This is a genomic window from Stenotrophomonas sp. SI-NJAU-1, from assembly GCF_020883215.1.
In the GTDB taxonomy this organism is placed as follows: Bacteria; Pseudomonadota; Gammaproteobacteria; order Xanthomonadales; family Xanthomonadaceae; genus Stenotrophomonas; species Stenotrophomonas indicatrix.
On the sequence record NZ_CP086598.1, the window covers coordinates 2,410,982 to 2,433,433 of the forward strand.

The window sequence follows — 22,452 nt, forward strand, 5'->3', positions numbered from 1 at the left end:
ACTCAAGCGATGGCGGCCGCCGGCCGGAAACATGCGGCCATCATACGCCACAGCAACCGCCCTTCCTCGGCCAGGCGAAGCACGCGGCCGTCCCAGCGCGCCCAGCCCCGCGCGAGCAGCGGTGCGAGTGCAGGCAGGGTCTCGGCAAAGCATTCATCGAACGGAACATCATTGCGCCATTCGAAGGCAGCAGCATCCAGCGCATGATCGCAGGCGATGCTCTGCGCGACCTCCGCAGCCAGCCGCTCCTCCTCCGACAGGATCAGGCCAGCGGCCACGCCCACATGCCCTGCCCGCAGGCGTGCCTGCCAGCGCTCCAGGTCATCCTCCGTCCGGCAGAACACCTCGCCAATCTGGCTGCACGCCGCCAGGCCGATGCCGATGAAATCGCTGCGATCGCGGCGGGGCACGCCTGCCAGATCGCAATGACGCTGGCCGTCACGCGGGCCGTTCGGGTCCGGCAGGTCCCCGCGTTGGTAATGGTCGCCGCCGATACCCACATAGCCTGCCTCGCGCAGCAATCGCCATGCCTGCAGCCAGCGTTCCGATGAGGGATGCTCTGGCAGCGCACACGGCGCCGGCAACAGCACGCGTTCGGGCGCATCTGCCAGCACGGTCTGCAGGCGCCCGATGAATCCGGCATCCTCCGCAGCGGGCACACGCAGCTGGTAGTAGCGGGCAGTGAAGCCGACGTCGCGCGCCTGCGCAAGCACTGCCGGGCCAGGCGCATCGGCGCGGTCGATCACGTTCAGTCGCGTGCAACCCACTGCACGTAGTTGTGCAGGCGACAAGCCGCTGCCGGCATCCAGCCGTGCCTCCACCTGCGGCCGGGCCACGGTGCGCAGGTACTGCGGCACCGCATCCAGCAGCTGCCCCAGCAGAACCGGCGGCAGTGCCTCGGCCAGACCCAGCTGCAGCACCATCGCCACTACCTCGCGGTCCTCGGCCAAGGCATCTGCCTGCAGGCGCAACGCGGCCAGCAATGTGTCGAGATAGCGTTCGGCCGGCACATCGGTCCCCATGCGCCCGGTCTGGAAGCCCAGCGTCAGGCCACGTGGAATCAGGTGCTCGTTGCTGGCCTGCACGGCAGTACGCCAGCCGCTTTCACCGAAGCCGGCACTGAAATGGCCGGCCGGTGGAAACAGCACATGGCGCGGCTGCCGCAGCAATGCGGCCTGCAGCGCTGTGTCCTCGCTCGCATCAACGTGGAAGCTCATGGCTGTCATCCTCGCGCGATCCTCTTCGCGTAGCCCTGATTGAAATCAAGCGTGACGTATTGCGCTGAGGTGCCGGCCAGCGGCCGGCACTGCCATTCACGTGCCGCGTGCCCGTTCCGCGGCAGCCGCATCGATGGCCTCCGGCAGATCGGTCTCCCGATCGATCTGCGGGAAGTGTCGACGCTCCATCCGGCGGATCGCGAAGTGCATCCACGCCAGGGCAGCGGACACCACCACGAACAGCAACATGAAGCAGCTGCTCCAGATGCCCAGGACATCGTTCAGCGCACCGAACACGATCGGCAGGATGAAGCCACCCAGGCCGCCAATCATGCCCACCACACCGCCCACCGCACCCACGTGCCTGGGGTAATACACCGGGATGTGCTTGTAGACCGCAGCCTTGCCCAGCGACATGAAGAAGCCCAGTACGAACACCAGCACGGTGAACATCACCACGCCGATGGCCAGGTGGAAGTGGATCGGGCCATGGATGCCCTTCACCACGTACTCGGTATCGGGGTAGGCCAGCAGGAAGGTGCAGATGGCCGACACACTGAATGTCCAGTACATCACCCGGCGAGCCCCCATCCTGTCGGACATCCAACCGCCCACCACGCGGAACAGGCTGGCCGGAATCGAATAGCAGGCTGCCAGCATGCCGGCGGTGCCGACGTCCATGCCGTACGCCCCCACCAGGTAATGCGGCAGCCACAACGCCAGTGCCACAAAACCACCAAACACGAAGAAGTAGTACAACGAGAACCGCCACACCTGCAGGTTCCTCAGCGGAGCCATCTGCTCGGAGAACGGCACCGGCTTCACCCCGTCACGGCGGCGCTGTTCCAGCGACGGGTCTTCCTTGCTGAACAGGAAGAACAGCACGGCGGTGACCGCCAGCGCGACCGCCCACACCTTGGCCACCATGGTCCAGCCCGCGGCCACCATCACCAAAGGCGCCAGCAGCTTGGTCACCGCCGAGCCGATGTTGCCGGCGCCGAAGATGCCCAGGGCGGTGCCCTGCCTGCTGGCCGGGAAGAACCTGGACACATAGGCCACGCCCACCGAAAAGTTGCCACCGGCAATACCCACGCACAGCGCGGCGAACAGGAACTGGGGGTAGGTGTGGGCATAGGTCAGCATCCAGGTAGCCACTGCGCCGCACAGCATCACCAGCACCATCACCTTGCGGCCGCCGAACTGGTCGGACCATATGCCGAGGAACACGCGGCTGACCGAGCCGGTCAGCACCGGGGTGGCGATCAGCAGGCCGAACTGGGTGTCGGTCAATCCCAGCTGCTCGCTGATCTGGATACCGATGATGGAAAAGATCATCCACACCGCAAAGCACACGGTGAAGGCGAATGTGCTCAGCCACAGCGCACGCTGCTGCTGCCCGGCACTGGCGGGGGCAAGGGCCTGGTTCATGCAATCTCCTTCCTCAAGAGTGGGTCAGCCGACCTCGGCTTCAGCTTCGATCTCATCCAGTCCGCGCACCGGGTAGCGCTCCTGCAGCTGCAGCAGGTACGCCTGCACCTCGCGTTGGCGCACCTGCAGCTCCAGGTAGTCCCGGATCTGTGGCAGCACTGCTGCAAACGGCAGCGGCTGCCCCTCCTCGCGCCCATCGATGCTGACCACGTGGTAGCCCCAGCGTGATTCCACCGGGAAGCCAGCCAGGCCCTCGCGCAGGCGGAACACCTGGCGATCGAACTCCGGCGTGGTCTGCCCACGCTGCAGCCAGCCCAGGTCACCGCCGTCACTGCTGGACGGGCAGCGCGAATGACGCAGGGCGAAGTCGGCGAACAGGTGCGGCGCTGCTTTCAGTTCATTGGCCAGACGCTCGCCCTCGGTGCGTGCGGCCAGCCGCCCGGCCACATCATCGGCCGGCGCGGCCAGCAGGATATGGCGCAGCCGTACCCGATCCGGTGAGCGGAATCGCTCCGGGTTCTGCTCGAAGTAGCGTTGGCAGTCCTCGTCGGTCGGCACGCGGTCTTCGATCGCGTCTTCCAGCAGTTGCTGGATCAGCACTTCCTCATCGCTGACCCGGCCGCCTGCCGGCGCCAGCAGGCCCAGGCGCTGCGCTTCCAACCGCAGCAGTTCACGCACCACCAGTGCGCGCGCCGCCTCGGCGCGCGACTGTTCCGGGCGCAGTGCCCGATGGTGCTGCATCTCGCGGGCGATGTCGGCCTCGCTTATCGCCGTGTCCTCCACGAACAACCGGCACGGTGCCGGTTGCCCGAGCGAGCGCGGCCCCTCCCCTGCCCCGTCATGCTGGTGCTGGTGGGCCTCGGCCGGGACCGTCTGGGCGAAATCGATCACGGTGATCGGCAGGAACTTCGGCAGGTTGCCCATGGCTTACTCCCGCGGTCCGTAGCGCAGCGCCGCCTGGCGACGGCGCACCACCTGGTACGGCCGCCACAGATAGCTGACCGGAATGCTCCACACATGCACCAGCCGGGTGAAGGGCGCGATCAGGAACAGGGTCAGGCCCAGGAAGATATGCATCTTGTAGACCCAGCTGACGCCCTCGATGTAGTCAGCAGCACCGGCACGGAAGGTCACGATGTGCTGCGCCCATTCGGCCAGCTGCACCATCACCCCACCGTCCAGATGCCCGGACGATATGCGGATGCTGTACAGGCCAAGACAGAGCTGGGCGAACAGCAGCACCAGCACCAGGGTGTCACCGAAGCTGCCGGTGGCGCGCACGCGGGCATTGGTCAGGCGACGCACCAGCAGGATGCTGATGCCGATGAAGCACAGCGCACCGAACACGCCGCCCACCACCATCGCCAGCATCTGCTTCTGCGAGGAGGTGATGAAGTGCTCATACACCGCGTGCGGGGTCAGCAGGCCGACCAGATGGCCGCCAAGGATGGCCAGGATACCGATGTGGAAGCAGTTGCTGCCGATCCGCATGCCCTTGTCCGACAGCATCTGGCTGGAACCGGTGCGCCAGGTGTACATGGCCTTGTCATAGCGCGCCCAGCTGCCGATCAGCAGCACCGCCACGGCAATGTACGGGTAGTACTGGAAGGCGAATTGATGCAGGTAGTAGTTCATGGCTGGACCTCACGATGCACAGGACGGGCCGGCGAGCGCGTCGGTGGCTTGCAGTCTTCAGCGGGCGCTTCGGCACCGAAACGCACCGCTTCCTCTTCCCACAACCGGTCCATCGCCTCGGCCGTATCGTCGCGGGGTTCCTCACTGGCGCGTTGCCGCAGCGCCTCCAGGTTGACCTTGCCGTCACCAGCTTCCACCAGGATCTCCAGCAGCGGCACGTGCGGCAGCTCACGCTCGGTGGCGCGCGCGGCCAGCATCCCGGCGATGTGGCCGATATGGTGCAGCCACTCGCGCGCTTCGGTCTCCGGCTGGTGGGCCAGGAACTCCAGCAGCAGCGGCAGGTAGTCCGGCAGCTCACGGGCATCCAGTTCGAAGCCGTTGCGGCGGTAGGTCTCCACCAGGTCCACCATGGCCTGGCCACGGTCACGCGATTCGCCGTGGATGTGTTCAAACAGCAGCAGGCTCATCGAGCGGCCGCGGTCGAAGGTCGCCAGCCAGGCGGCCTGCGCATCCAACGGATCGCTGTCCAGCAACTGCTGTACGAAACCACGCAACTGCCTGCGCCGCGCCGGTGTCAGTGCCGCCTCATCGCACGCCGCCAGCAGTTCCTCGCCGTGCTGCCACAGTTCGTCGCGGGGGTAGTCCAGCAGCACCCCCACCAGCTTCAGTACGCTCATCACACCACCTCCTTGCGGCGGTGGTTCGGGCCGTTGTTCACCACGAAGCTGGTGCTCTTGCGCTGCCCGAACAGGTCGGCCGGGCTGTCGCCGTTGCAGCCGTTGCCGAATGTGAAACCGCAGCCGCCGCGCTCGCCGAAGGCATCGTTGGCGTACTCGCGGTGTGCGGTCGGAATCACGAAACGGTCCTCGTAGTTGGCAATGGCCAGGTAGCGGTACATCTCTTCAACCTGGGCCACGGTCAGCCCGGTCTGGTCCAGCACCGCCGTGTCTTCCACGCCGTCCACGTTCTTGGCCCGGCGCCAGGCGCGCATCGCCATCAGGCGTTCCAGCGCACGCACCACCGGCGCCTCGTCACCGGCTGTCAGCATGTTGGCCAGGTAGCGCACCGGAATGCGCAGCGAGGCCACGTCCGGCAGCTCGCCACTCATGCCGATGCGGCCCCGCTCGGCCGCCGACTGGATCGGCGACAGCGGCGGTACGTACCAGACCATCGGCAGCGTGCGGTACTCCGGGTGCAGCGGCAGCGCCAGCTTCCAGTCGATCGCCAGCTTGTACACCGGCGACTGCTTGGCCGATTCCAGCCAGCTGTCCGGAATGCCTTCGGCGCGCGCAGCAGCAATCACCGCCGGATCATGCGGGTCCAGGAAAATATCCAGGTGGGCCTGGTACAGATCCTTTTCGGCAGCTACCGACGCGGCCTCGGCAATGCGGTCGGCGTCGTACAGCATCACGCCCAGGTAGCGGATGCGGCCGACACAGGTTTCCGAACATACCGTCGGCTCGCCCATCTCGATGCGCGGGTAGCAGAAGATGCACTTCTCCGACTTGCCGCTCTTCCAGTTGTAATAGATCTTCTTGTATGGGCACGCCGACACGCACATGCGCCAGCCGCGGCACTTGTCCTGGTCGATCAGCACGATGCCATCTTCCTCGCGCTTGTAGATCGCGCCCGACGGGCACGCCGACACGCACGCCGGGTTCAGGCAGTGCTCGCACAGGCGCGGCAGGTACATCATGAAGGTCTTTTCGAAGGCGCCGTAGATCTCCTTCTGCACTTCATTGAAGTTGTAGTCGCGCGAGCGCTTGCTGAATTCCGAGCCCAGGATCTCCTCCCAGTTCGGGCCCCATTCGATCTTCTGCATGCGCTCGCCACTGACCAGGGAGCGCGGCCTTGCGGTCGGCTGGTGCTGGCTGTCCTTGGCGGTGTGCAGGTTCTGGTAGTCGAAATCGAACGGCTCGTAGTAGTCGTCGATCTGCGGCAGGTCCGGGTTGGCGAAGATCTTGGCCAGCATCCGCCAGCGACCACCGGCGCGCGGCACCAGCTTGCCGCTGCCGGTGCGCACCCAGCCACCATTCCACTTCTCCTGGTTTTCCCATTCCTTCGGGTAGCCGATGCCCGGCTTGGTTTCCACGTTGTTGAACCAGGCGTACTCGACGCCCTCGCGCGAGGTCCACACGTTCTTGCAGGTGATCGAGCAGGTGTGGCAGCCGATGCACTTGTCCAGGTTCAATACCATCGCGATCTGTGCACGGACCTTCATCACACCACCTCCTTGCTGGCCGATGCCGAGGCACCAGCGGGCTGTTCATCGTCCAGCCAATCCACCTTGTCCATCTTGCGCACGATCACGAACTCGTCGCGATTGGTGCCGCAGGTGCCGTAGTAGTTGAAACCGTAGGCAAGCTGCGCGTAGCCACCGATCATGTGGGTCGGCTTGAGCACGATGCGGGTCACCGAGTTGTGGATGCCGCCGCGGGTGCCGGAAATCTCCGAACCCGGCACGTTGATGATGCGTTCCTGGGCGTGGTACATCATTGCCATGCCCGGCATCACCCGCTGGCTGACCACCGCTCGCGCGGCGATCGCACCGTTGACGTTGAACAGCTCGATCCAGTCGTTGTCGACGATGCCGGCACTGCGCGCATCGTCCTCGCTGAGCCACACGATCGGGCCACCGCGCGACAGCGTCTGCATGATCAGGTTGTCGCTGTAGGTGCTGTGGATGCCCCACTTCTGGTGCGGGGTGATCCAGTTCAGCACGATCTCCTTGTTGCCGTTCGAACGCTGGTTGAGCAGCGGCTCGATGGTGCGGGTATTGACCGGTGGCCGGTAGCTCATGAAGGCCTCGCCGAAGTCGATCATCCACTCGTGGTCCTGGTAGAACTGCTGGCGGCCGGTCACTGTGCGCCACGGAATCAACTCGTGCACATTGGTGTAACCCGCGTTGTAGCTGACGTTGTCGTCTTCCAGCCCGGACCAGATCGGCGAAGAGATGATCTTGCGCGGCTGCGCCTGGATGTCACGGAAGCGGATCGCCTCGTGCTCCTTGCCCACCGCAAGATGGGTGTGCTCGCGGCCGGTGAAGCCGCCCAGCGACTCCCACGCCTTCACTGCCACATGGCCATTGGTTTCCGGGGCTAGGTGCAGGATCACTTCGGCCGCATCGATCGCCGTCGAGATGGCCGGCCGGCCCTGGCTGACCCCCTCCTCGCGCACGGTATGGTTCAGCTTGCCGAGGAATTCCACCTCATGCTTCGTATCCCAGTTCATGCCCTTGCCGCCATTGCCGTGCTTGTCCAGCAACGGGCCCAGCGAGGTGAACTTGCGATACAGGTTCGGGTAATCGCGCTCCACCACCGTCATCGACGGCATGGTCTGGCCGGGGATGGCCTCACACTCGCCCTTCTTCCAGTCGGCCACGCCGAACGGCATGCCCAGCTCGTTGGGGGTGTCGTGCAGGGTCGGCACCAGCACCAGGTCCTTCTCCACGCCCAGCACGCCGGGCGCCATCTCGCTCACGGTGCGCGCCACCTCCTTGAAGATGTCCCAGTCACTGCGCGATTCCCACGCCGGGTCCACCGCCTTCGACAGCGGGTGGATGAACGGGTGCATGTCCGAGGTGTTGAGATCGTCCTTCTCGTACCAGGTGGCGGTGGGCAGCACGATGTCCGAGTACAGCGCGGTGGTGCACATGCGGAAGTCCAGCGTCACCAGCAGATCCAGCTTGCCTTCCGGCGCCTCGTCGCGCCACTTCACCTCCTCCGGCTTCACTGCGCCCATCTCGCCCAGGTCCTTGCCCTGCAGGCCGTGGCGGGTTCCCAGCAGGTGCCGCAGCATGTACTCATGGCCCTTGCCCGAAGAGCCCAGCAGGTTCGAGCGCCAGATGAACATCATCCGTGGGTGGTTCTGGCTGGCATCCGGGTCGGCGAAGGCGAAGTCCAGCGAACCGTCCTTGAACTTGCCCAGTGCGTAGTCGGCAGGTGCCACGCCCGCCGCTTCGGCTTCGCGCACCAGCTGCAGTGGGTTGCGGTCCAGCTGCGGCGCACTTGGCAGCCAGCCCATGCGCACCGCGCGCAGGTTCAGGTCGGCCAGGCTGCCGCTGTACTTGCTGGCGTCGGCCAGCGGTGACAGCAGTTCGTCCACCTGCAGCTTCTCGTAACGCCACTGCCCGGTGTTGAAATAGAAGAACGACGTACCGTTCATATGGCGTGGCGGCTTGCTCCAGTCCAGGCCGAACGCCAGCGGCTGCCAGCCGGTCTGCGGGCGCAGCTTTTCCTGGCCCACGTAGTGCGCCCAGCCGCCGCCGGTCTGGCCCACGCAACCGCACATGATCAGCATGTTGATCAGGCCGCGGTAGTTCATGTCATTGTGGAACCAGTGGTTCATGCCGGCACCGACGATGATCATCGAGCGGCCATGGGTCTTGTCGGCGGTACGCGCGAACTCGCGGGCGATCTCGATCACTTCCCCGCGCGACACGCCGGTGATGCGTTCCTGCCAGGCGGGCGTGCCCGGCACGTTCTCATCGAAGCTCCTGGCGACATTGGCGCCGCCGAAACCGCGGTCCACGCCGTACTGCGCAAGCAGCAGGTCATACACCGTCGCCACCAGCGTCTGGCTGCCATCATCCAGCGCCAGGCGGCGTACCGGAATGTTGCGATCCAGTACTTCCTCGGCCGGGGCGGCGGTCCAGCCGTCACTCTCGATGCCACCGAAATACGGGAAGCTGACCGCCTCGATGCCATCGTTGGCCTCGGACAGGCTCAGGCGCAGGCGCGTCTCCGCACCGTTGCTGGCCTTCTCCTCGATGTTCCAGCGCCCCTTCTCGCCCCAGCGGAAACCGATCGAACCGTTCGGCACCACGATCTGGCCACTGGTCTCGTCGTAAGCGAGGGTCTTCCAGTCCGGGTTGTTGGCTTCGCCCAACCCTCCCAGCTCACTGGCACGCAGGAAACGGCCGGCCACCAGGCGGCCATCGGCGCGGCGCTCCAGGCGCACCAGCATCGGCATGTCCGAGTACTGGCGGCAGTAGTCCTGGAAGTACTGCGACGGCGAATCCACATGGAACTCGCGCAGGATCACGTGGCCGAAGGCGAACGCCAACGCGGCGTCGGTGCCCTGCTTGGGGTGCAGCCAATGATCGGTCAGCTTGGCCAGCTCGGAATAGTCCGGGCAGATCGAGACCGTCTTGGTACCGTTGTAGCGGGCCTCGGTGAAGAAGTGCGCATCCGGCGTGCGCGTCTGCGGTACGTTCGAGCCCCAGGCGATGATGTAGCGGCTGTTGTACCAGTCGGCCGATTCGGGAACGTCGGTCTGCTCGCCCCAGATCTGCGGCGAGGCCGGCGGCAGATCGCAGTACCAGTCGTAGAAGGACAGGCAGGCGCCGCCCAGCAGCGACAGATAACGCGCGCCGGCGGCGTAGGACACCATCGACATCGCCGGAATCGGCGAGAAACCGACCACGCGGTCCGGCCCATACTGCTTCACCGTGTACAGATTGGAAGCTGCGATGATCTCGTTGGCTTCTTCCCAGTTCAGCCGCACGAAACCGCCCATGCCGCGCCGGGTCTTGTACGAGCGCGCCTTTTCCTTGTCCTCCACGATGCTGGCCCAGGCATCCACCGGCCCCTGGGTCCTGCGTGCTTCGCGCCACAGGCGCAGCAGCGTGCCGCGGATCAGCGGATACTTCAGGCGGTTGGCGCTGTACAGGTACCAGGAATAGCTGGCGCCACGCGGGCAGCCACGCGGCTCGTGGTTGGGCAGGTCCGGGCGCGTGCGCGGGTAGTCGGTCTGCTGGGTTTCCCAGGTAACCAATCCGTTCTTGACGTAGATCTTCCAGCTGCACGAACCGGTGCAGTTCACCCCGTGGGTGGAGCGCACGATCTTGTCGTACTGCCAGCGCTGCCGGTAGCTGTTCTCCCAGTCACGGCCTTCGCTCTTGGCAAACCCATGGCCATCGGCAAAGGGCTGGGGGTCACGCTTGAAGAACTGCAAGCGATCAAGAAAATAACTCATCGAGGGTCTCCCTTTGCGGACATCTGCATCGTGGCTGTGTGTGTCATCTGGCTGCGGTGCGTTTTCATGTCAGCAGGGCGTCTCAGCGCCGCGCCGGTAGTACCACCACCAGGTCACGGCCAGACAGGTGACGTAGAAAACGACGAACCCGTACAGCGCCATATCGGGGCTGCCGGTCAACGTGATCGAAGAGCCATAGCTCTTGGGAATGAAGAAGCCGCCGTAGGCACCGATCGCACCAGAGAAGCCCACCACCGCAGCCGACTCGATGCTGGCCTGGTGCGCCGACGCGGCCTTGCCTTCAGCGTTGGCCCCTGCCGACAGGCGCTCATGCAGCGTGCGGAAGATCACCGGGATCATGCGGAAGGTGGTGCCGTTGCCGATGCCACTGAGCACGAACAGCGCCATGAAGCTGAAGAGGAAGCCGTAGAAGTTGCCGCCCTGGCCGTCGCTGGGCAGGAAATGCAGCACGCCGAACACCGCTGCGATCATCAGCGCGAACACCCAGAACGTCAGCCGCGCACCACCCCAGCGGTCGGCCATGCTGCCGCCCACCGAGCGCATCAGCGCACCCAGCAACGGGCCGATGAAGGCGTAGGCCAGGGGGTTCACGGCGGGGAACTGGCTCTTCACCAGCATCGGGAAGCCAGCAGAGAAGCCGATGTAGGAACCGAAGGTGCCGATGTACAACCAGCACATCAGCCAGTTGTGCTTGCGGCGGAAGATCACCGCCTGCTCGGCGAACGAGGAGCGCGCGCTGGTCAGGTCATTCATGCCGAACCAGGCCGCCACGGCGCAGATCGCAATGGCCGGTACCCAGATGAAGCCGGCATTCTGCAGGTACAGCGGTGCACCGCCCTCCACCACCGGCTGCGGCGCACCACCGAGGGCACCGAATACGCCCACCGTGATCACCAGCGGAATCACCGCCTGGGCCACCGACACCCCGACATTGCCCAGGCCGGCATTCAGGCCCAGCGCCAGGCCCTGCTTCTGCTTGGGATAGAAGAAGGAGATGTTGGACATCGACGAGGAGAAGTTCGCCCCACCAAAGCCGCACAGGATCGCGATCACCACGAACACCCAGTACGGCGTGGCCGGGTTCTGCACCGCAAAGCCCAGCCAGACCGTCGGAGCCAGCAGCGACGCAGTGGACAGCGCCGTCCAGCGGCGACCGCCAAAGATCGGAATCACGAACGAATAGAAGATGCGCAGCGTCGCGCCGGACAGGCTGGGCAGTGCCACCAGCCAGAACAACTGATCGGTGCTGAAGCCGAAGCCGATCTTCGGCAGGCTGATGGTCACCGCCGAGAACAGTACCCAGACCGAGAAGGCCAGCAGCAGCGAGGGAATGGAGATGACCAGGTTGCGCGTGGCGACCCGCTTGCCGGTGCGCTCCCAATAGCCGGGATCTTCCGGCGTCCAGTCGCTGATGACGCGACCGGGACTGGCAGAGCTGCGGACAACAGGATCGCTACCGACGGTCATACATGGCTCCAAGGCTGTGGAATGACGTGGGTACTGCTTTCAAGTTGTAACCCGTCGTCATGCAGCCATTAGGCCGTGCAGCAGCAACGACGGGGTTGATCTGGATCAATCAGGGGCGGGTTTTCAGCCTGCCCCTGACAAATGTCAAACCGGTGACGCGGAACCGCGGCGGGTCACGCCACGCTGGCGCACGCTGTCGCGCACATCCACATCGAACTGCAGTTGCAGCGTGGTGCCGTCGTCCAGATACAGCGCAAAGGCCAGGCCATCGCGGCATGGCAGGCGCCCGGCCAGGTCCTCCACGGAAGACCGGGGCAATACCAGGCGGCAATCGGTGCCGCTGTCGAGCAGCACGGCCGATTCGCCACCATGCAGCGAAACGGCGGTACCCCAACCACCACTGCCGCCGAACCGGGTCAGGTTCTCCACCGTTTCACCGGCCAGCAGCCGGGCCAATTCGGCCTCGTCCAGGCGCAGACGCATTGTCTGTTGTTGCAACTGCACCTTCATGAGGCAACGTCCTCCCATTGGGTGGGGGTATTGCAGTTGATCAGGGCGCTTTCATCAGCGTGGGCCAGGCGCAGCGTCTGCGCGTCCAGCCGGTGTTGCAAGGCCTGCAGGGAACGCGGGCCGAGGGGATCGTGGATCATGTTTTCGAGGATCGTGCGACTTTCATTGTCCACATTAAACAGCATCGGAAGCGGATGCCCGTCAAAGATCGTGCAAGCGCTGCGATGCCCGTCACGCAATTGCTGCAGCAGATCCGGGGTCAAGCGGGGCGTATCCACCGGTACTACCCAAGCCGGGCCATCGGGCATCTGCATCGCCACGCTGAACAGGCCTCCGAGCGGCCCGCAACGCGTGATCTGGTCGGGTATGCCGCCGAAGGCAGGGTAGCGCCCGCTCACCCAGACCCGGTCTGCCCCGGCCAGCCGCAAGGTGCCGCGCATGTGCTCCAGCAGGGTGCGCCCCTGCCAGGGCAGCAATGCCTTGTCGCGGCCCATCCGGCTGGACAGGCCGCCGGCCAGAACGATGCCGGCAATGGGCGTTGTCACGCGGGAAACCCGACCACGCCATACGTGGCCGCTCCTGTCGGGCGCGAGGGGAAGGCGCCATCCACGCATGGAGCAACCGTGCAGGTACGCCTCAGTAGAGCCACGCCATGCGTGGCTGCTTCTGCCAAGCGCGAGGGGAAGGCGCCATCCACGCATGGCGTGGATCTACTGCCGTCAGTGGTGATCATGCGCCGGTTCACCGTCGGCGTGGCACAGCGTGCAGCCTTCGCTCCACTCGCTGTCGCCGTCCTCGTAATGTTCCTGCTTCCAGATCGGGCACTGGTGTTTCACCGCCTCGATCAACTGCCGGCACGCGCGGAACGCTTCATCACGGTGCGGGCTGCCCGCAGCCACCACCACCGCCACATCGCCAATGCCCAAGCGGCCCTTGGCATGCGCCACATACAGCTTCAGCTTCGGCCCGAACGTCGCCTCGATCTCCGCCGCCAAGCGCTGGATCTCGTTCAGCACCAGCGGTTCGAACAGGTCATAGGTGATGCCGGTCACCGGCCGCCCCACATTGAAGTCGCGCACCTTGCCGATGAACACATCGATGCCGCCGAATGCCGGGTCGGACACTGCCGCGATGCCTTCGACCGGGTCGATGGCGCGCTGCGCACGGTCCACCACCTTTGCCGTCACGTTGCTGCTCATGGCTCAGCCCCCGCTCACCGGCGGCAGGATCGCCACCTTGCCATCGGCAGGCAGCGCCTCGTGGTCACGCAGCACGCGCTGCTGGTCGGCAAAGGCCGAATAGTCCAGCAACCCGGCGCGGAAACCGGGAAAGCGCACCGGCAACAGCTCTCGTAGCGCCTGGCGCAGGTCGGCCACGGTGCCACCGGCCACCTCCAGCGCAATCTCGCGGCTGTCATCCAGATCGGAAAACGCACCGAACAACTGCAGATTCACCTGTTTCATCATGACTCCTGGGTTGCCAGCTGCAGCGGGTCCTGGTGGCCCCAGCCCTGCACGCGCACCGGTGTGCCGGCCGCGACGAGGTCCCCCTCGCCCTCCAGCACCACCCAGGCGTTGGCCTGCAGCATGGATTTCAAACGGAACGATTCCTGCCCGGACAGCACGCGCGCGCTCAAGCGCCCCTGCGCGTCCACGTCCACCCGCGCACGCGCGTGGAAGCGCAGGCCCGGCGGTTTGCGCACATCGGCCTGCAACGGCAGCTGCAGCAGCGGCTCTGCGGCCAGGCCCAGCAGGCGACGCAGCACCGGTTCAACGAAGAAACGCTGCCCCACCGCCGCCGACACCGGGTTGCCCGGCAGGCCGAAATACAACGCGCCATCGGGCAGCACTGCAAACAGCAGCGGCTTGCCCGGGCGGATCGCCACCTTGTGGAACACGATGCGGGCGCCGCGGGCGCGCAGCGCATCGGGGATGAAGTCGTAGCGGCCGGCCGACACCGCGCCGGTGCTGATCAGCACCTTCGCACCCGCAGCCAGCGCGTCGTCAAGCACCGCATCGAAGGCAGCCACGTCATCGCCTACCGTGCCCTGCCACACCACCTCGGCACCGGCAGCCTGCAGGCGGCCGATCAGGTAGGGCCGGTTGCTGTCACGGATCTGTCCGGAGTCCAGCGCCTGCGCCGCTTCGGTCACCAGCTCCTTGCCGGTGGCAATGACCGCGACCTTCGGCCGTGCCACCACCGCCACCTCGGCCACGCCGATGGCGTGCAGCAGGGTGCGTGCATTGATGTCCAGCGCCTGCCCTGCCTGCAGCACGCGCTCGCCTTCTTCCACGTCCTGTCCGCGCAGGCGCACGTGCTGGCCAGGTTTCACCCCGCTCTTCAACGCAATGCGGGTCGGGCGGCCCTGCTCGCTGGCAAGGATCTCCACGTTCTCGATCGGCACCACCGTATCCAGCCCAACCGGCATGCGCGCGCCAGTCATGATTTCCCAGGCACCGTCGCCGCCCTCGGCACCGGCGTCGCCCGCCGCCTGCCAGCCCTGCACCACAAATTCCGTATCGCTTTCGAACGGCGTGCCATTGGCGCGCAACGCGAAGCCGTCCATCGCCGAGTTGTCGAACGGCGGCAACGACTGCCCACTGATGATGTCCGTGGCCAGGATGCGACCCGCAGCCTCATGCAATGCCAGCCGCTCGGCCGGCAGCGGTGCAGCCGCTTCCATCAGGTGCTGCAGCGCTTCGCTGTAGGCAATCATGCGTGGCCACCGCCGTCGACCATCGCCACCGCGTGGCCCAGCACCGGCGCCAGAATGTCCAGGCACTGCGCGGCCGCACGCGGGCTGCCCGGCAGCGCAAACACCAGCATGTCATCGAGCTGCACCACCTCGGCCCGGCTCAGCCAGGCCGTCGGCGTGTGCTGCGCACTCAACGCGCGCACCATCTGCGCCAGGCCGTGCACCGGTCGCGCACTCAACGAACGCAGCGCCTCCGGGGTCAGGTCACGCGGGCCAAGCCCGGTGCCGCCGGTACACAGGCACAGGCGTACGCCCTCGCCCGCCAGCGCACGCAGCCGGCCCGCCAGCGGCTCGATGCCATCGGGCAGTACCTCGGCAGCCACCACCTCGCCACCGAGCGTCTGCAGCCCGCTCACCAGCTTCGGGCCGGACTCGTCGGCATAGCTACCCTCGCTGGCGCGATCGCTCAGGGTGATCACCGCGCAGGCCGCGCCGTTCAGGCCCTTGGGCGGGCGCGGCCTGAAGCGCGCGCGCTCGCCCTCGTCCATGCCGTCGGGATGCAGCCACAGGCCACGCTTGCCGCCCTCCTTGAACAACAGGCGGATGCCCTCGATGCGCAGCGCCGGCTCCACCGGCTTGCTCAGGTCGTACAGGGTCAGCAGTGCGGCGTTGACGCCGGCCAGTGCTTCCATCTCCACACCGGTGCGGGCCTCGCTGGCGCACTCGCACCACACGCGTATCGCCTGCCGCTCCGGCACCGGCGCGCAGTACACCTGCACCAGTTCCAGCGGCAACGGGTGGCACAGCGGCATCAGCATCGAGGCCATCTTGGCGCCCTGCAGCCCGGCAATCTCGGCCATCACCAGCGCATCGCCCTTGGGCAACCGGCGCTCGACAATCAGCGGGTAGGCCACTGGCCCGGCATGCAGCTCGCCCACCGCTACCGCGCGGCGGCGGGTAATACGCTTGTCGCGCACATCGGCCATGTGGAAGGCCGCAGTCAATTCACCACTCATCGTGTTCCTCATCCTCCAATCGAAGCCAGATGCGGGGTCAACCCGGTCTGGCCCTGGTGCAATCCATGCCCGGCCGCTTTCAGGCCAAGCTGTGTGGTGATGCGTGCCAGCAGCGCGTCCTGGTCGTCGTCGCTCTGCAACAGCGGGCGCAGCGGCACGCCGAATTCGCCGAACAGGCACAGCCGCAGGTCACCCTTGGCGGTCACCCGCAGGCGGTTGCAGCCCTTGCAGAAGTCACGCGAGTACGGGGCGATGATGCCCACCGTGCCGCGATGCTGCGGGTGGCTGAACTCGCGTGCCGGGCCGGCATCGGCCGCGCGCGGGCGCTCGTGCCAGCCAGCGGCCAGCAGCTGCTCGATCACCACGTCGGCGCGCAGATGGTGGCGCTGGAAATAAGCTTCGTTGTCGCCGGTACGCATCAGTTCGATGAAGCGCACGCTGAAGGGACGGTCGCGCAGGAAGTCCATCCACTGCGGCAGCTCGTCGTCGTTCAGGCCGCGCAGCAGCACCGCGTTGAGCTTGATGGCCGGCAGGCCAAGTGCCTGCGCCATCTCCAGCCCCTGCTGGATTTCCGGCAGGCGGTCGTGGCCGGTGATGGTCCTGAAGCGCTCGCGCTGCAGGCTGTCCATGCTTACGTTCAGCGCGGTCAGGCCGGCGCGGTGCCAGCCCGGCAGGCGACGCGGCAGCAGCGTGCCGTTGGTAGTGATGGCCACCTTGCGGATGCCCGGCACGGCCGCCACCGTGGCGATGATCTCGTCCAGGTCCTTGCGCAGACTGGGCTCGCCACCGGTCAGGCGGATCTTGGTCATCCCCAGCATGGCAAAGGCGCGCACCAGGCGCGCGATCTCGTCCACCGCCAGGAAGCGCGGGCGGCCGTCGGCCCGGTAGCCATCGGGCAGGCAGTAGCTGCAACGGAAGTTGCAGGCCTCGGTCAACGACAGGCGCAGGTAAGGAAAGCTGCGCCCGAATCCGTCGGTGAGTTGGCTCATGGCTGGTCCACCTTGTTGTTCCACCGTCTTGCCTGTGCCCGGAACGGCCCGGATACCCTCGCCTGCTGAGACTGACGCCAGCCTACGCGGCAGGCATTGGCAGCGGGATGACTTAAATCAATCGCCGCCGGCCACGCCGCCCGGACGTTATGGCAGCATGCGGCTTTCCGTGCAGCGTGCGTGTGACAGCCATCATGATGATGAATGATTTCCAGCAATTGCTGCAGGCCGCCAGCGAACAGGCCGAACCGCAACGCCTGCTGTTCGTATTCGCCCGCGCCGACCTGCCCGAATCGCCCACCGACGACCAGCGCGACCGGCATGACCGGCGTGAGGGCGGCACCCTGTCGCCTGTGCTGTGCGTGGACAAGCTGCCGGCCGAGGTGCCGAGCTTCCAGGCACTGGCCAGCGAGTCCACCACCACCGGCGTGGAGTGGGACATGGTGTTCGTGGCGGCGATGGATGGGCGTGCAGGCTTCGCCCCCAGCACCGACGAGGCCACCCGCCCGCTGCGGCTGATGGTCAACGCCATCAACGACGGCCAGATCGGCCGCTTCGCCGCCTTCGACCGCAGCGGTGAGCCGATCCAGTTCTATTGAGTCACCAGCTGCAGGGTCAGGAAGAAGATCACCAGCACCGTATTCAGGCCCCAGGCTACGGTCAGCCCGCGCGCGGCAACACCCAGGTTCGGGGTCCGCGCGGTGGGCGCCGCGCGCCAGACTGCGGGGATGATCCAACCGGTATAGAGCAGCAGCACGGCAAACATCGCCAGCACCAGTGTGGTGCGCTGGTTGGCGAGGGCCCAGAGGGCAACGGCCCATAGCATGTTGCTGGGGATGACCCCTTGCAGCCAGAAGACGTTCCAGAGGCGTGAACGGCCTTGGGTGTCGGGCGTGGGATGCAGAGACGCGGTAGCTGTCATAAGTCTCCTTCTGGTTAGGAAACGTGCTGGGCAAGCCTGCGCTTGGTGGCTGGGAACGTCAAGGCGCGACGGAATCGGTAGCGCCGGGCCGTTCCCGGCGGAGTGCATCCGTGCGCCACACCACGTTGCTGGCCGGGCATGGTCCAGCGCTACCCATGGCTTGTCGCCATCAACCCGCTCACACATCCCGCGCATCCCCTACAACCACGACCCCTGTCGCAGATTGCCTGATCGGGGTGGATCATCGCGGCAGCCAGCAGTGCCGGTACTTAACAGCGTGGTTCAATGCCGAAAGCGTCTCCAATCGTGAGCTATTTGCAACTCTTCTGATTGGCATTGCATAGCGACGCGGGCTCAGATGGCGTGCCACCGAAAACGGGTGGCCGGGCGTCGAACACCCGTGTTGTTCCTGAGTGATTACGCTTGCCAGTCGGCGTCACCTTGCGTGGCGCCGGCTGGCAATCCGTCTGCCGGCTATGGCGGGCGGTACGTGGGGGCCCTGTGCCCGCCGGCTTGGGATCAACCCGGTGTTCGAACCTCGTACCGTCCGCCACCTCTGTGTGGCGGCTACCGATTGCCTTGCACGGAGCCTCGCCATGAACGGATCTGACCTGCCCCACCTGCACGCCTACAGTGACCCGGCCAACGCCGATGACCTGGCAGAGGCTGTGCCCACTGCGGGTACGAATACCCTGATTGCCAACCTGAAGCGCATCGGCAAAGGCGCCGCCGCCGACGGGCAGCCCTGGCCGGAGCGGCATCAGCTGCCCGGGCGCTGCATGGCGCTTGCCGATTCGGATTGCGCATTGGCCGGCTTGCGGGTGGTACAGGAAGTGCTGCTGGCGGCGGAGCGAACCCGGCAGAACGGCGAGCCCGAGGACTATGTGGGCGACCGGGTGATGGAGGGGCTGATGCTGGCGTGCCTGGCGTTGAGTGCGCAGGCTGTGGGGCGGTTGCAGGTGAGCGATCAGTAGCCGCTGAGAGCTGGGCCAGACACCACATTGGCGCCACACCCACCGCGCACCCGTTCCATTGCTCCGACTGCTGGCATGGCAGAAGATGCGTGCCGTGTGGGGCTGCGCGAAGGGGTGTTCAGCGCCTTCGCGCCGCCGCCCGGACGCTGGAGTTCCCCCCCTTCAACCAGGCACTACAGATGCACACTCCACGAACGGTCGTCACCACCCTCGCCCTTTGCCTGTTGCCCAGCCTTCCGGCTTGCGCAGAGCAAAGCACGCCCGCCGATGTGAAGGCGATCGAACAGGTGATCGAGTCCTTCCGCACCTCGCTGTTCAACAAGGACAAACCGACCTACATGAGCTTGTTCTTCTCGGACAGGCCTGAAGACATCGGCTGGCAGTTCGTGTCCGAGGACCGGCGATTGGCAGACATCCGCAGGGTCAAGACCGATGCGATCAAGGCACGCAATATTCCGTCGAACAACTTCATCTCGCTCATCGATGAGGCAGTGGCCACGGCAGAGCCACGGGAGGAGAAGTTCTTCAACACCAGAATCGATACAGATGGCGATGTGGCATCGGTGTCGTTCGACTACAGCTTCCATGCCAACGGCGTGAAGGCAAACTGGGGCCGGGAAATGTGGCAGCTGGTCCGCACCGAGCGGGGCTGGAAGATCTTTTCAGTAATCTATTCGATACGTGACAAACGCAGTCCCGCAGAGAGCTGATGCTCCGCTTCAGCCAAGCAACGTCAGCCAGTCACCATCAACCACCACGCATAGCTGAATCCTGTCCACGCAACCGCGCCGCAAAATACCGCGTAGGCGATTGCCCCAGCGCTTTCTTGAACATCGTGATGAACGCCGTCACCGATTCATAGCCCAGGGTTTCAGAAACCCGCTGCACCGCCGCGCCGCCTGCAAGCTCGCGAATGGCAACCAGCAGATGCAGCTGCTGCCGCCAGCGCCCGAACGACAGTCCGGTTTCCCGATCAATCAGCCGCGTCAACGTACGCTCACCCAACGCCAGGCGTTTGGCCCATTCACTGATGGTGCTGCGATCGGCCGGATTGGCCGACAGCGCCGCAGCCAGCGCACGGATCTTGGGGTGGTCACTCACCGGCAGGTACAACCGCTCGGCCGGCATCTGCACCAGTTCGTCCAGCAGCACACGCGCCAGTCGATCGGTGTGCCCGCCGCGCGGGTAGTCCTGCGGTGCATCGGCCAGGTGCAGGATCATCTCGCGCACCATCGGCGAGATCGACAGCGTCACGCAATGCAGTGGCAGGTCGACAACGCCCGGCTCGACGAACAGATAGCACAGGCGGGCGTTGGCGGTGGCCCGGTTGCTGTGCGGCATGCTGCCGGGAATCCACACGCCGCACTGTGGCGGCACGATCCACAGCGCATTGGCCACTTCGCAGGTCACCGCGCCATGAAGTGCCAGGATCAGCTGTCCCTTGCGGTGGTCATGCACTGGAATCTCGGCATCGTGGTCGGCCACCTGCAGGCGGCTGGCCACTGCCGGCCGATCCGTCGCGTCCGGGTCCAGATCAAAGCCAGGCAGTGAAATGCGAGTCATTCTCAATGACCGGATTCAGCGATAGGCTGACATTCTAGCGAAATTCGGCGACGGGGCTCGCTGAATACGATGGCGGCATGCAGATCCTCACCCCCACCCGCTCTTGGCTTTCGCGCCCCATCGAGCTGTTGACGTCGCCCGCATGGAAGGTCGACCGCGAAGCGATGCTGTTCTCGCTCAAATGCCTGCTCGCCGCGATCCTCGGGCTGTATGTCTCGCTACGCATCGGCCTGACCCGCCCGTTCTGGGTGATCGGCACGGTCTACCTGGTGTCGCAGCCGATGTCCGGCGCGACACTCAGCCGTGGCCTGTTCCGCCTGCTGGGAACGGTCGGCGGTGCGGTTGCTACGGTGCTGCTGGTGCCGCGGTTCGTCAACGCGCCGATGGTGTTGAGCGTGGTACTGGCCGCCTGGATGGGCCTGTGCCTGTATTTGGCCATGCTCGACCGCACACCGCGTGCGTACGCCTTCCTGCTGGCCGGGTACACCACCAGCCTGATTGGTTTCCCGGCGGTGATGGCGCCCGATGACGTCTTCACCATCGCCGTCACCCGCGTGCAGGAAATCTCCATCGGCATTCTTGCGGCGACGCTGGTCCATGGCCTGCTGTGGCCACGCCGGGTCTCACCGCGTGTGCACGCGCGCGTGGCATCGGTCCTCTCCGATGCGGAGCGCTGGACGCGGGACATGCGCGCTGGCGCAAACGAAACGGTACTGGCTGCGGATCGCTCCAAGGTAGCCGCAGATCTCCTCGAACTGCACACGCTGTCCATCCACCTGCCGTTCGACAGTGTGCACGGCGTCGCCCAGGTGCAGATCCTGCGCGCACTGCATGACCGGATGCTCGATGTGCTGATGCTGTCCAGCGCCGTGGACGAATCACTGGCCCAGTTGCGCGCGCAGCCCGCTGGCACGGCACACACCACATGGCAGGAATTGATGCGTGCAGATCTCTGCGCACGTCAGGCCGAACTCGATGCTGCGCATCACGACTGCCGGTTGCTGGAAGCGCAGCTGCACGCTGCCCGCCCGGACTGGCGCCGGCATGTGCCCGCGCACCTTGCCAGGAAGGCGAACGGTCATGTGCTGCATCGCGACCACCGGATCGCCCTGCGCAGCGCCTTGGGTGCCTTCGTTGGCATCGCACTGGCCTGCGCGCTGTGGATCATTACCGCGTGGTCCGATGGTGCAACCGCCGTCTCCATCATCGGCACGGCCTGCGTGTTGTTCGGGACCACCGAGGCACCTGCCGGGCATGTCATGCGCTATCTGATCGGGTCGACCATCGGCGTGGTCATCGGGCTGTTCTACGCGCTGGTTATCTTTCCGGGTCTGTCCGATTTCGTCGGCCTGGCCATGGCACTGGCGCCGGCACTGCTGGTGTGTGGCTCGTTCCTCTCCCGCCCGCCGTTCATCATGGGCGCATTGGGGGTAGTGCTCACCTTCCCCCTCATCGCCGGGTTGGGCGCCACCAATGCCACCCACATCGCGGGCGCGCTCAACAGCAGCGTAGCGCTGTTCGTGGGTACGGCGGCGGCGCTGTGCAGCATGTCGCTGTTGCAGACGCTGGACAGCAACCGCAGCCGCGCGCGTCTGCAGGATGTGATCCAGCGGGACATCGCACGCCGCGCCGCCGGGCAGGTGCGAAATGCCAGCGACTGGACAAGCCGCATGGTGGATCGGCTTGCGCTGCTTGCCCCTCGCCTGCGCGGCCATCCGGATGCAGCCCCCACGTTGCGGACGCTGTTTGCGGACATGCGCGCGGCCAGTGTGGTGGCCGAACTGCGCGTAATTGGCGGGGCGTTCACTGACCGCCGCAGCCACGACTGCCTGGCCCAGTTGCTGCACAGCGCGTCCGCCCACTTCCGTATCCGTACCTCCACATGCCGCACAGTGGATACGCCGCTGCTGGAATCACTCGAGCGCACACGCGAGGTGATCATCGCTGGCAACAACGGCGCATCCGAACGTGTTCTTCCGCTGCTCTGCGGCCTGCGCCGCGACCTGATCGCTCCGTTGATCGTACATGGGGACTGAGTC

21 protein-coding genes are annotated in these 22,452 nt (G+C 65.8%); 4 read left to right on the forward strand and 17 right to left on the reverse strand.

What is annotated here, in order from left to right:
- Positions 1-2: 2 nt before the first annotated feature.
- From LMF57_RS11075 to moaA, 15 genes are all read right to left on the reverse strand, one after another.
- Positions 3-1,217: a coproporphyrinogen III oxidase gene (locus tag LMF57_RS11075; RefSeq protein WP_229289853.1), complete on the reverse strand. Its 1,215-nt coding sequence runs from the start codon at positions 1,215-1,217 to the stop codon at positions 3-5.
- A 96-nt stretch (positions 1,218-1,313) separates the two neighbouring features.
- Positions 1,314-2,645 carry a nitrate/nitrite transporter gene (locus LMF57_RS11080; protein ID WP_025874351.1) on the reverse strand — a complete coding sequence of 444 codons (1,332 nt, stop codon included), beginning with the start codon at positions 2,643-2,645 and terminating at the stop codon, positions 1,314-1,316.
- Positions 2,646-2,669: 24 nt separating this feature from the next.
- Positions 2,670-3,569 carry a peptidylprolyl isomerase gene (locus tag LMF57_RS11085; RefSeq protein ID WP_229289854.1) on the reverse strand — a complete coding sequence of 300 codons (900 nt, stop codon included), beginning with the start codon at positions 3,567-3,569 and terminating at the stop codon, positions 2,670-2,672.
- A 3-nt stretch (positions 3,570-3,572) separates the two neighbouring features.
- Complete coding sequence (gene narI, locus LMF57_RS11090) at positions 3,573-4,280, reverse strand: respiratory nitrate reductase subunit gamma (RefSeq protein WP_025874349.1); 708 nt, start codon at positions 4,278-4,280, stop codon at positions 3,573-3,575.
- Positions 4,277-4,957, reverse strand: a complete 681-nt coding sequence (narJ, locus tag LMF57_RS11095; protein WP_025874348.1) for a nitrate reductase molybdenum cofactor assembly chaperone — start codon at positions 4,955-4,957, stop codon at positions 4,277-4,279. Before narJ ends, narI begins: the two co-directional genes overlap by 4 nt.
- Positions 4,957-6,501, reverse strand: coding sequence for a nitrate reductase subunit beta (gene narH / locus LMF57_RS11100; RefSeq protein ID WP_117310559.1), 1,545 nt, complete (start codon positions 6,499-6,501; stop codon positions 4,957-4,959). Before narH ends, narJ begins: the two co-directional genes overlap by 1 nt.
- Positions 6,501-10,256, reverse strand: coding sequence for a nitrate reductase subunit alpha (locus tag LMF57_RS11105; protein ID WP_117310560.1), 3,756 nt, complete (start codon positions 10,254-10,256; stop codon positions 6,501-6,503). The genes narH and LMF57_RS11105 overlap by 1 nt, the downstream gene beginning before the upstream one ends.
- Before the next feature lie 69 nt (positions 10,257-10,325).
- Positions 10,326-11,744 carry a NarK family nitrate/nitrite MFS transporter gene (locus LMF57_RS11110; RefSeq protein ID WP_117310561.1) on the reverse strand — a complete coding sequence of 473 codons (1,419 nt, stop codon included), beginning with the start codon at positions 11,742-11,744 and terminating at the stop codon, positions 10,326-10,328.
- 144 nt (positions 11,745-11,888) lie between these two features.
- Entirely contained in the window at positions 11,889-12,254 is a 366-nt protein-coding gene (locus tag LMF57_RS11115) for a hypothetical protein (RefSeq protein WP_025874344.1), read from the reverse strand.
- Positions 12,251-12,748, reverse strand: a complete 498-nt coding sequence (locus LMF57_RS11120) for a molybdenum cofactor guanylyltransferase (protein WP_229291386.1) — start codon at positions 12,746-12,748, stop codon at positions 12,251-12,253. Before LMF57_RS11120 ends, LMF57_RS11115 begins: the two co-directional genes overlap by 4 nt.
- Positions 12,749-12,973: 225 nt before the next feature.
- Positions 12,974-13,453: a molybdenum cofactor biosynthesis protein MoaE gene (locus tag LMF57_RS11125; protein WP_025874342.1), complete on the reverse strand. Its 480-nt coding sequence runs from the start codon at positions 13,451-13,453 to the stop codon at positions 12,974-12,976.
- Positions 13,454-13,456: 3 nt separating this feature from the next.
- Positions 13,457-13,717, reverse strand: a complete 261-nt coding sequence (locus tag LMF57_RS11130) for a MoaD/ThiS family protein (RefSeq protein ID WP_025874341.1) — start codon at positions 13,715-13,717, stop codon at positions 13,457-13,459.
- Positions 13,717-14,970, reverse strand: a complete 1,254-nt coding sequence (glp, locus tag LMF57_RS11135; RefSeq protein ID WP_229289855.1) for a gephyrin-like molybdotransferase Glp — start codon at positions 14,968-14,970, stop codon at positions 13,717-13,719. Before glp ends, LMF57_RS11130 begins: the two co-directional genes overlap by 1 nt.
- A complete protein-coding gene (gene moaCB, locus LMF57_RS11140; RefSeq protein WP_229289856.1) occupies positions 14,967-15,965 on the reverse strand; it encodes a bifunctional molybdenum cofactor biosynthesis protein MoaC/MoaB in 999 nt (332 codons plus the stop codon). The genes glp and moaCB overlap by 4 nt, the downstream gene beginning before the upstream one ends.
- A gap of 8 nt (positions 15,966-15,973) precedes the next feature.
- Positions 15,974-16,954: a GTP 3',8-cyclase MoaA gene (gene moaA, locus LMF57_RS11145; RefSeq protein WP_117310564.1), complete on the reverse strand. Its 981-nt coding sequence runs from the start codon at positions 16,952-16,954 to the stop codon at positions 15,974-15,976.
- A gap of 194 nt (positions 16,955-17,148) precedes the next feature.
- Between moaA and LMF57_RS11150 the strand changes: the two genes are divergently transcribed.
- Positions 17,149-17,553 (forward strand): hypothetical protein, encoded by a 405-nt coding sequence (locus tag LMF57_RS11150; RefSeq protein ID WP_025874337.1) that lies wholly within the window; start codon positions 17,149-17,151, stop codon positions 17,551-17,553.
- On the opposite strand, the gene LMF57_RS11155 is transcribed toward LMF57_RS11150, so the two are convergent.
- Entirely contained in the window at positions 17,547-17,876 is a 330-nt protein-coding gene (locus tag LMF57_RS11155; protein ID WP_025874336.1) for a hypothetical protein, read from the reverse strand. The two genes, LMF57_RS11150 and LMF57_RS11155, sit on opposite strands and share 7 nt — an antisense overlap.
- Before the next feature lie 596 nt (positions 17,877-18,472).
- Here LMF57_RS11155 and LMF57_RS11160 point away from each other — a divergent pair.
- The gene (locus LMF57_RS11160; RefSeq protein WP_229291387.1) at positions 18,473-18,850 is read left to right on the forward strand and encodes a hypothetical protein; all 378 of its coding nucleotides are present in this window, start codon (positions 18,473-18,475) and stop codon (positions 18,848-18,850) included.
- 179 nt (positions 18,851-19,029) lie between these two features.
- The gene (locus tag LMF57_RS11165) at positions 19,030-19,560 is read left to right on the forward strand and encodes a nuclear transport factor 2 family protein (RefSeq protein WP_229289857.1); all 531 of its coding nucleotides are present in this window, start codon (positions 19,030-19,032) and stop codon (positions 19,558-19,560) included.
- Between the two features lie 37 nt (positions 19,561-19,597).
- Here LMF57_RS11165 and LMF57_RS11170 read toward each other — a convergent pair whose 3' ends face one another.
- A complete protein-coding gene (locus tag LMF57_RS11170) occupies positions 19,598-20,413 on the reverse strand; it encodes a helix-turn-helix transcriptional regulator (protein ID WP_140224969.1) in 816 nt (271 codons plus the stop codon).
- 164 nt (positions 20,414-20,577) lie between these two features.
- Between LMF57_RS11170 and LMF57_RS11175 the strand changes: the two genes are divergently transcribed.
- Entirely contained in the window at positions 20,578-22,449 is a 1,872-nt protein-coding gene (locus LMF57_RS11175) for an FUSC family protein (protein ID WP_208083361.1), read from the forward strand.
- Positions 22,450-22,452 lie beyond the last annotated feature (3 nt).

Coding starts and splice junctions, on each gene's coding strand:
- LMF57_RS11075 (WP_229289853.1), bottom strand. CDS start 1,217: ATGAGCTTCCACGTTGATGCGAGCGAGGACACAGCGCTGCAGGCCGCA.
- LMF57_RS11080 (WP_025874351.1), bottom strand. CDS start 2,645: ATGAACCAGGCCCTTGCCCCCGCCAGTGCCGGGCAGCAGCAGCGTGCG.
- LMF57_RS11085 (WP_229289854.1), bottom strand. CDS start 3,569: ATGGGCAACCTGCCGAAGTTCCTGCCGATCACCGTGATCGATTTCGCC.
- narI (WP_025874349.1), bottom strand. CDS start 4,280: ATGAACTACTACCTGCATCAATTCGCCTTCCAGTACTACCCGTACATT.
- narJ (WP_025874348.1), bottom strand. CDS start 4,957: ATGAGCGTACTGAAGCTGGTGGGGGTGCTGCTGGACTACCCCCGCGAC.
- narH (WP_117310559.1), bottom strand. CDS start 6,501: ATGAAGGTCCGTGCACAGATCGCGATGGTATTGAACCTGGACAAGTGC.
- LMF57_RS11105 (WP_117310560.1), bottom strand. CDS start 10,256: ATGAGTTATTTTCTTGATCGCTTGCAGTTCTTCAAGCGTGACCCCCAG.
- LMF57_RS11110 (WP_117310561.1), bottom strand. CDS start 11,744: ATGACCGTCGGTAGCGATCCTGTTGTCCGCAGCTCTGCCAGTCCCGGT.
- LMF57_RS11115 (WP_025874344.1), bottom strand. CDS start 12,254: ATGAAGGTGCAGTTGCAACAACAGACAATGCGTCTGCGCCTGGACGAG.
- LMF57_RS11120 (WP_229291386.1), bottom strand. CDS start 12,748: ATGGGCCGCGACAAGGCATTGCTGCCCTGGCAGGGGCGCACCCTGCTG.
- LMF57_RS11125 (WP_025874342.1), bottom strand. CDS start 13,453: ATGAGCAGCAACGTGACGGCAAAGGTGGTGGACCGTGCGCAGCGCGCC.
- LMF57_RS11130 (WP_025874341.1), bottom strand. CDS start 13,717: ATGAAACAGGTGAATCTGCAGTTGTTCGGTGCGTTTTCCGATCTGGAT.
- glp (WP_229289855.1), bottom strand. CDS start 14,970: ATGATTGCCTACAGCGAAGCGCTGCAGCACCTGATGGAAGCGGCTGCA.
- moaCB (WP_229289856.1), bottom strand. CDS start 15,965: ATGAGTGGTGAATTGACTGCGGCCTTCCACATGGCCGATGTGCGCGAC.
- moaA (WP_117310564.1), bottom strand. CDS start 16,954: ATGAGCCAACTCACCGACGGATTCGGGCGCAGCTTTCCTTACCTGCGC.
- LMF57_RS11150 (WP_025874337.1), top strand. CDS start 17,149: ATGATGATGAATGATTTCCAGCAATTGCTGCAGGCCGCCAGCGAACAG.
- LMF57_RS11155 (WP_025874336.1), bottom strand. CDS start 17,876: ATGACAGCTACCGCGTCTCTGCATCCCACGCCCGACACCCAAGGCCGT.
- LMF57_RS11160 (WP_229291387.1), top strand. CDS start 18,473: ATGAACGGATCTGACCTGCCCCACCTGCACGCCTACAGTGACCCGGCC.
- LMF57_RS11165 (WP_229289857.1), top strand. CDS start 19,030: ATGCACACTCCACGAACGGTCGTCACCACCCTCGCCCTTTGCCTGTTG.
- LMF57_RS11170 (WP_140224969.1), bottom strand. CDS start 20,413: ATGACTCGCATTTCACTGCCTGGCTTTGATCTGGACCCGGACGCGACG.
- LMF57_RS11175 (WP_208083361.1), top strand. CDS start 20,578: ATGCTGTTCTCGCTCAAATGCCTGCTCGCCGCGATCCTCGGGCTGTAT.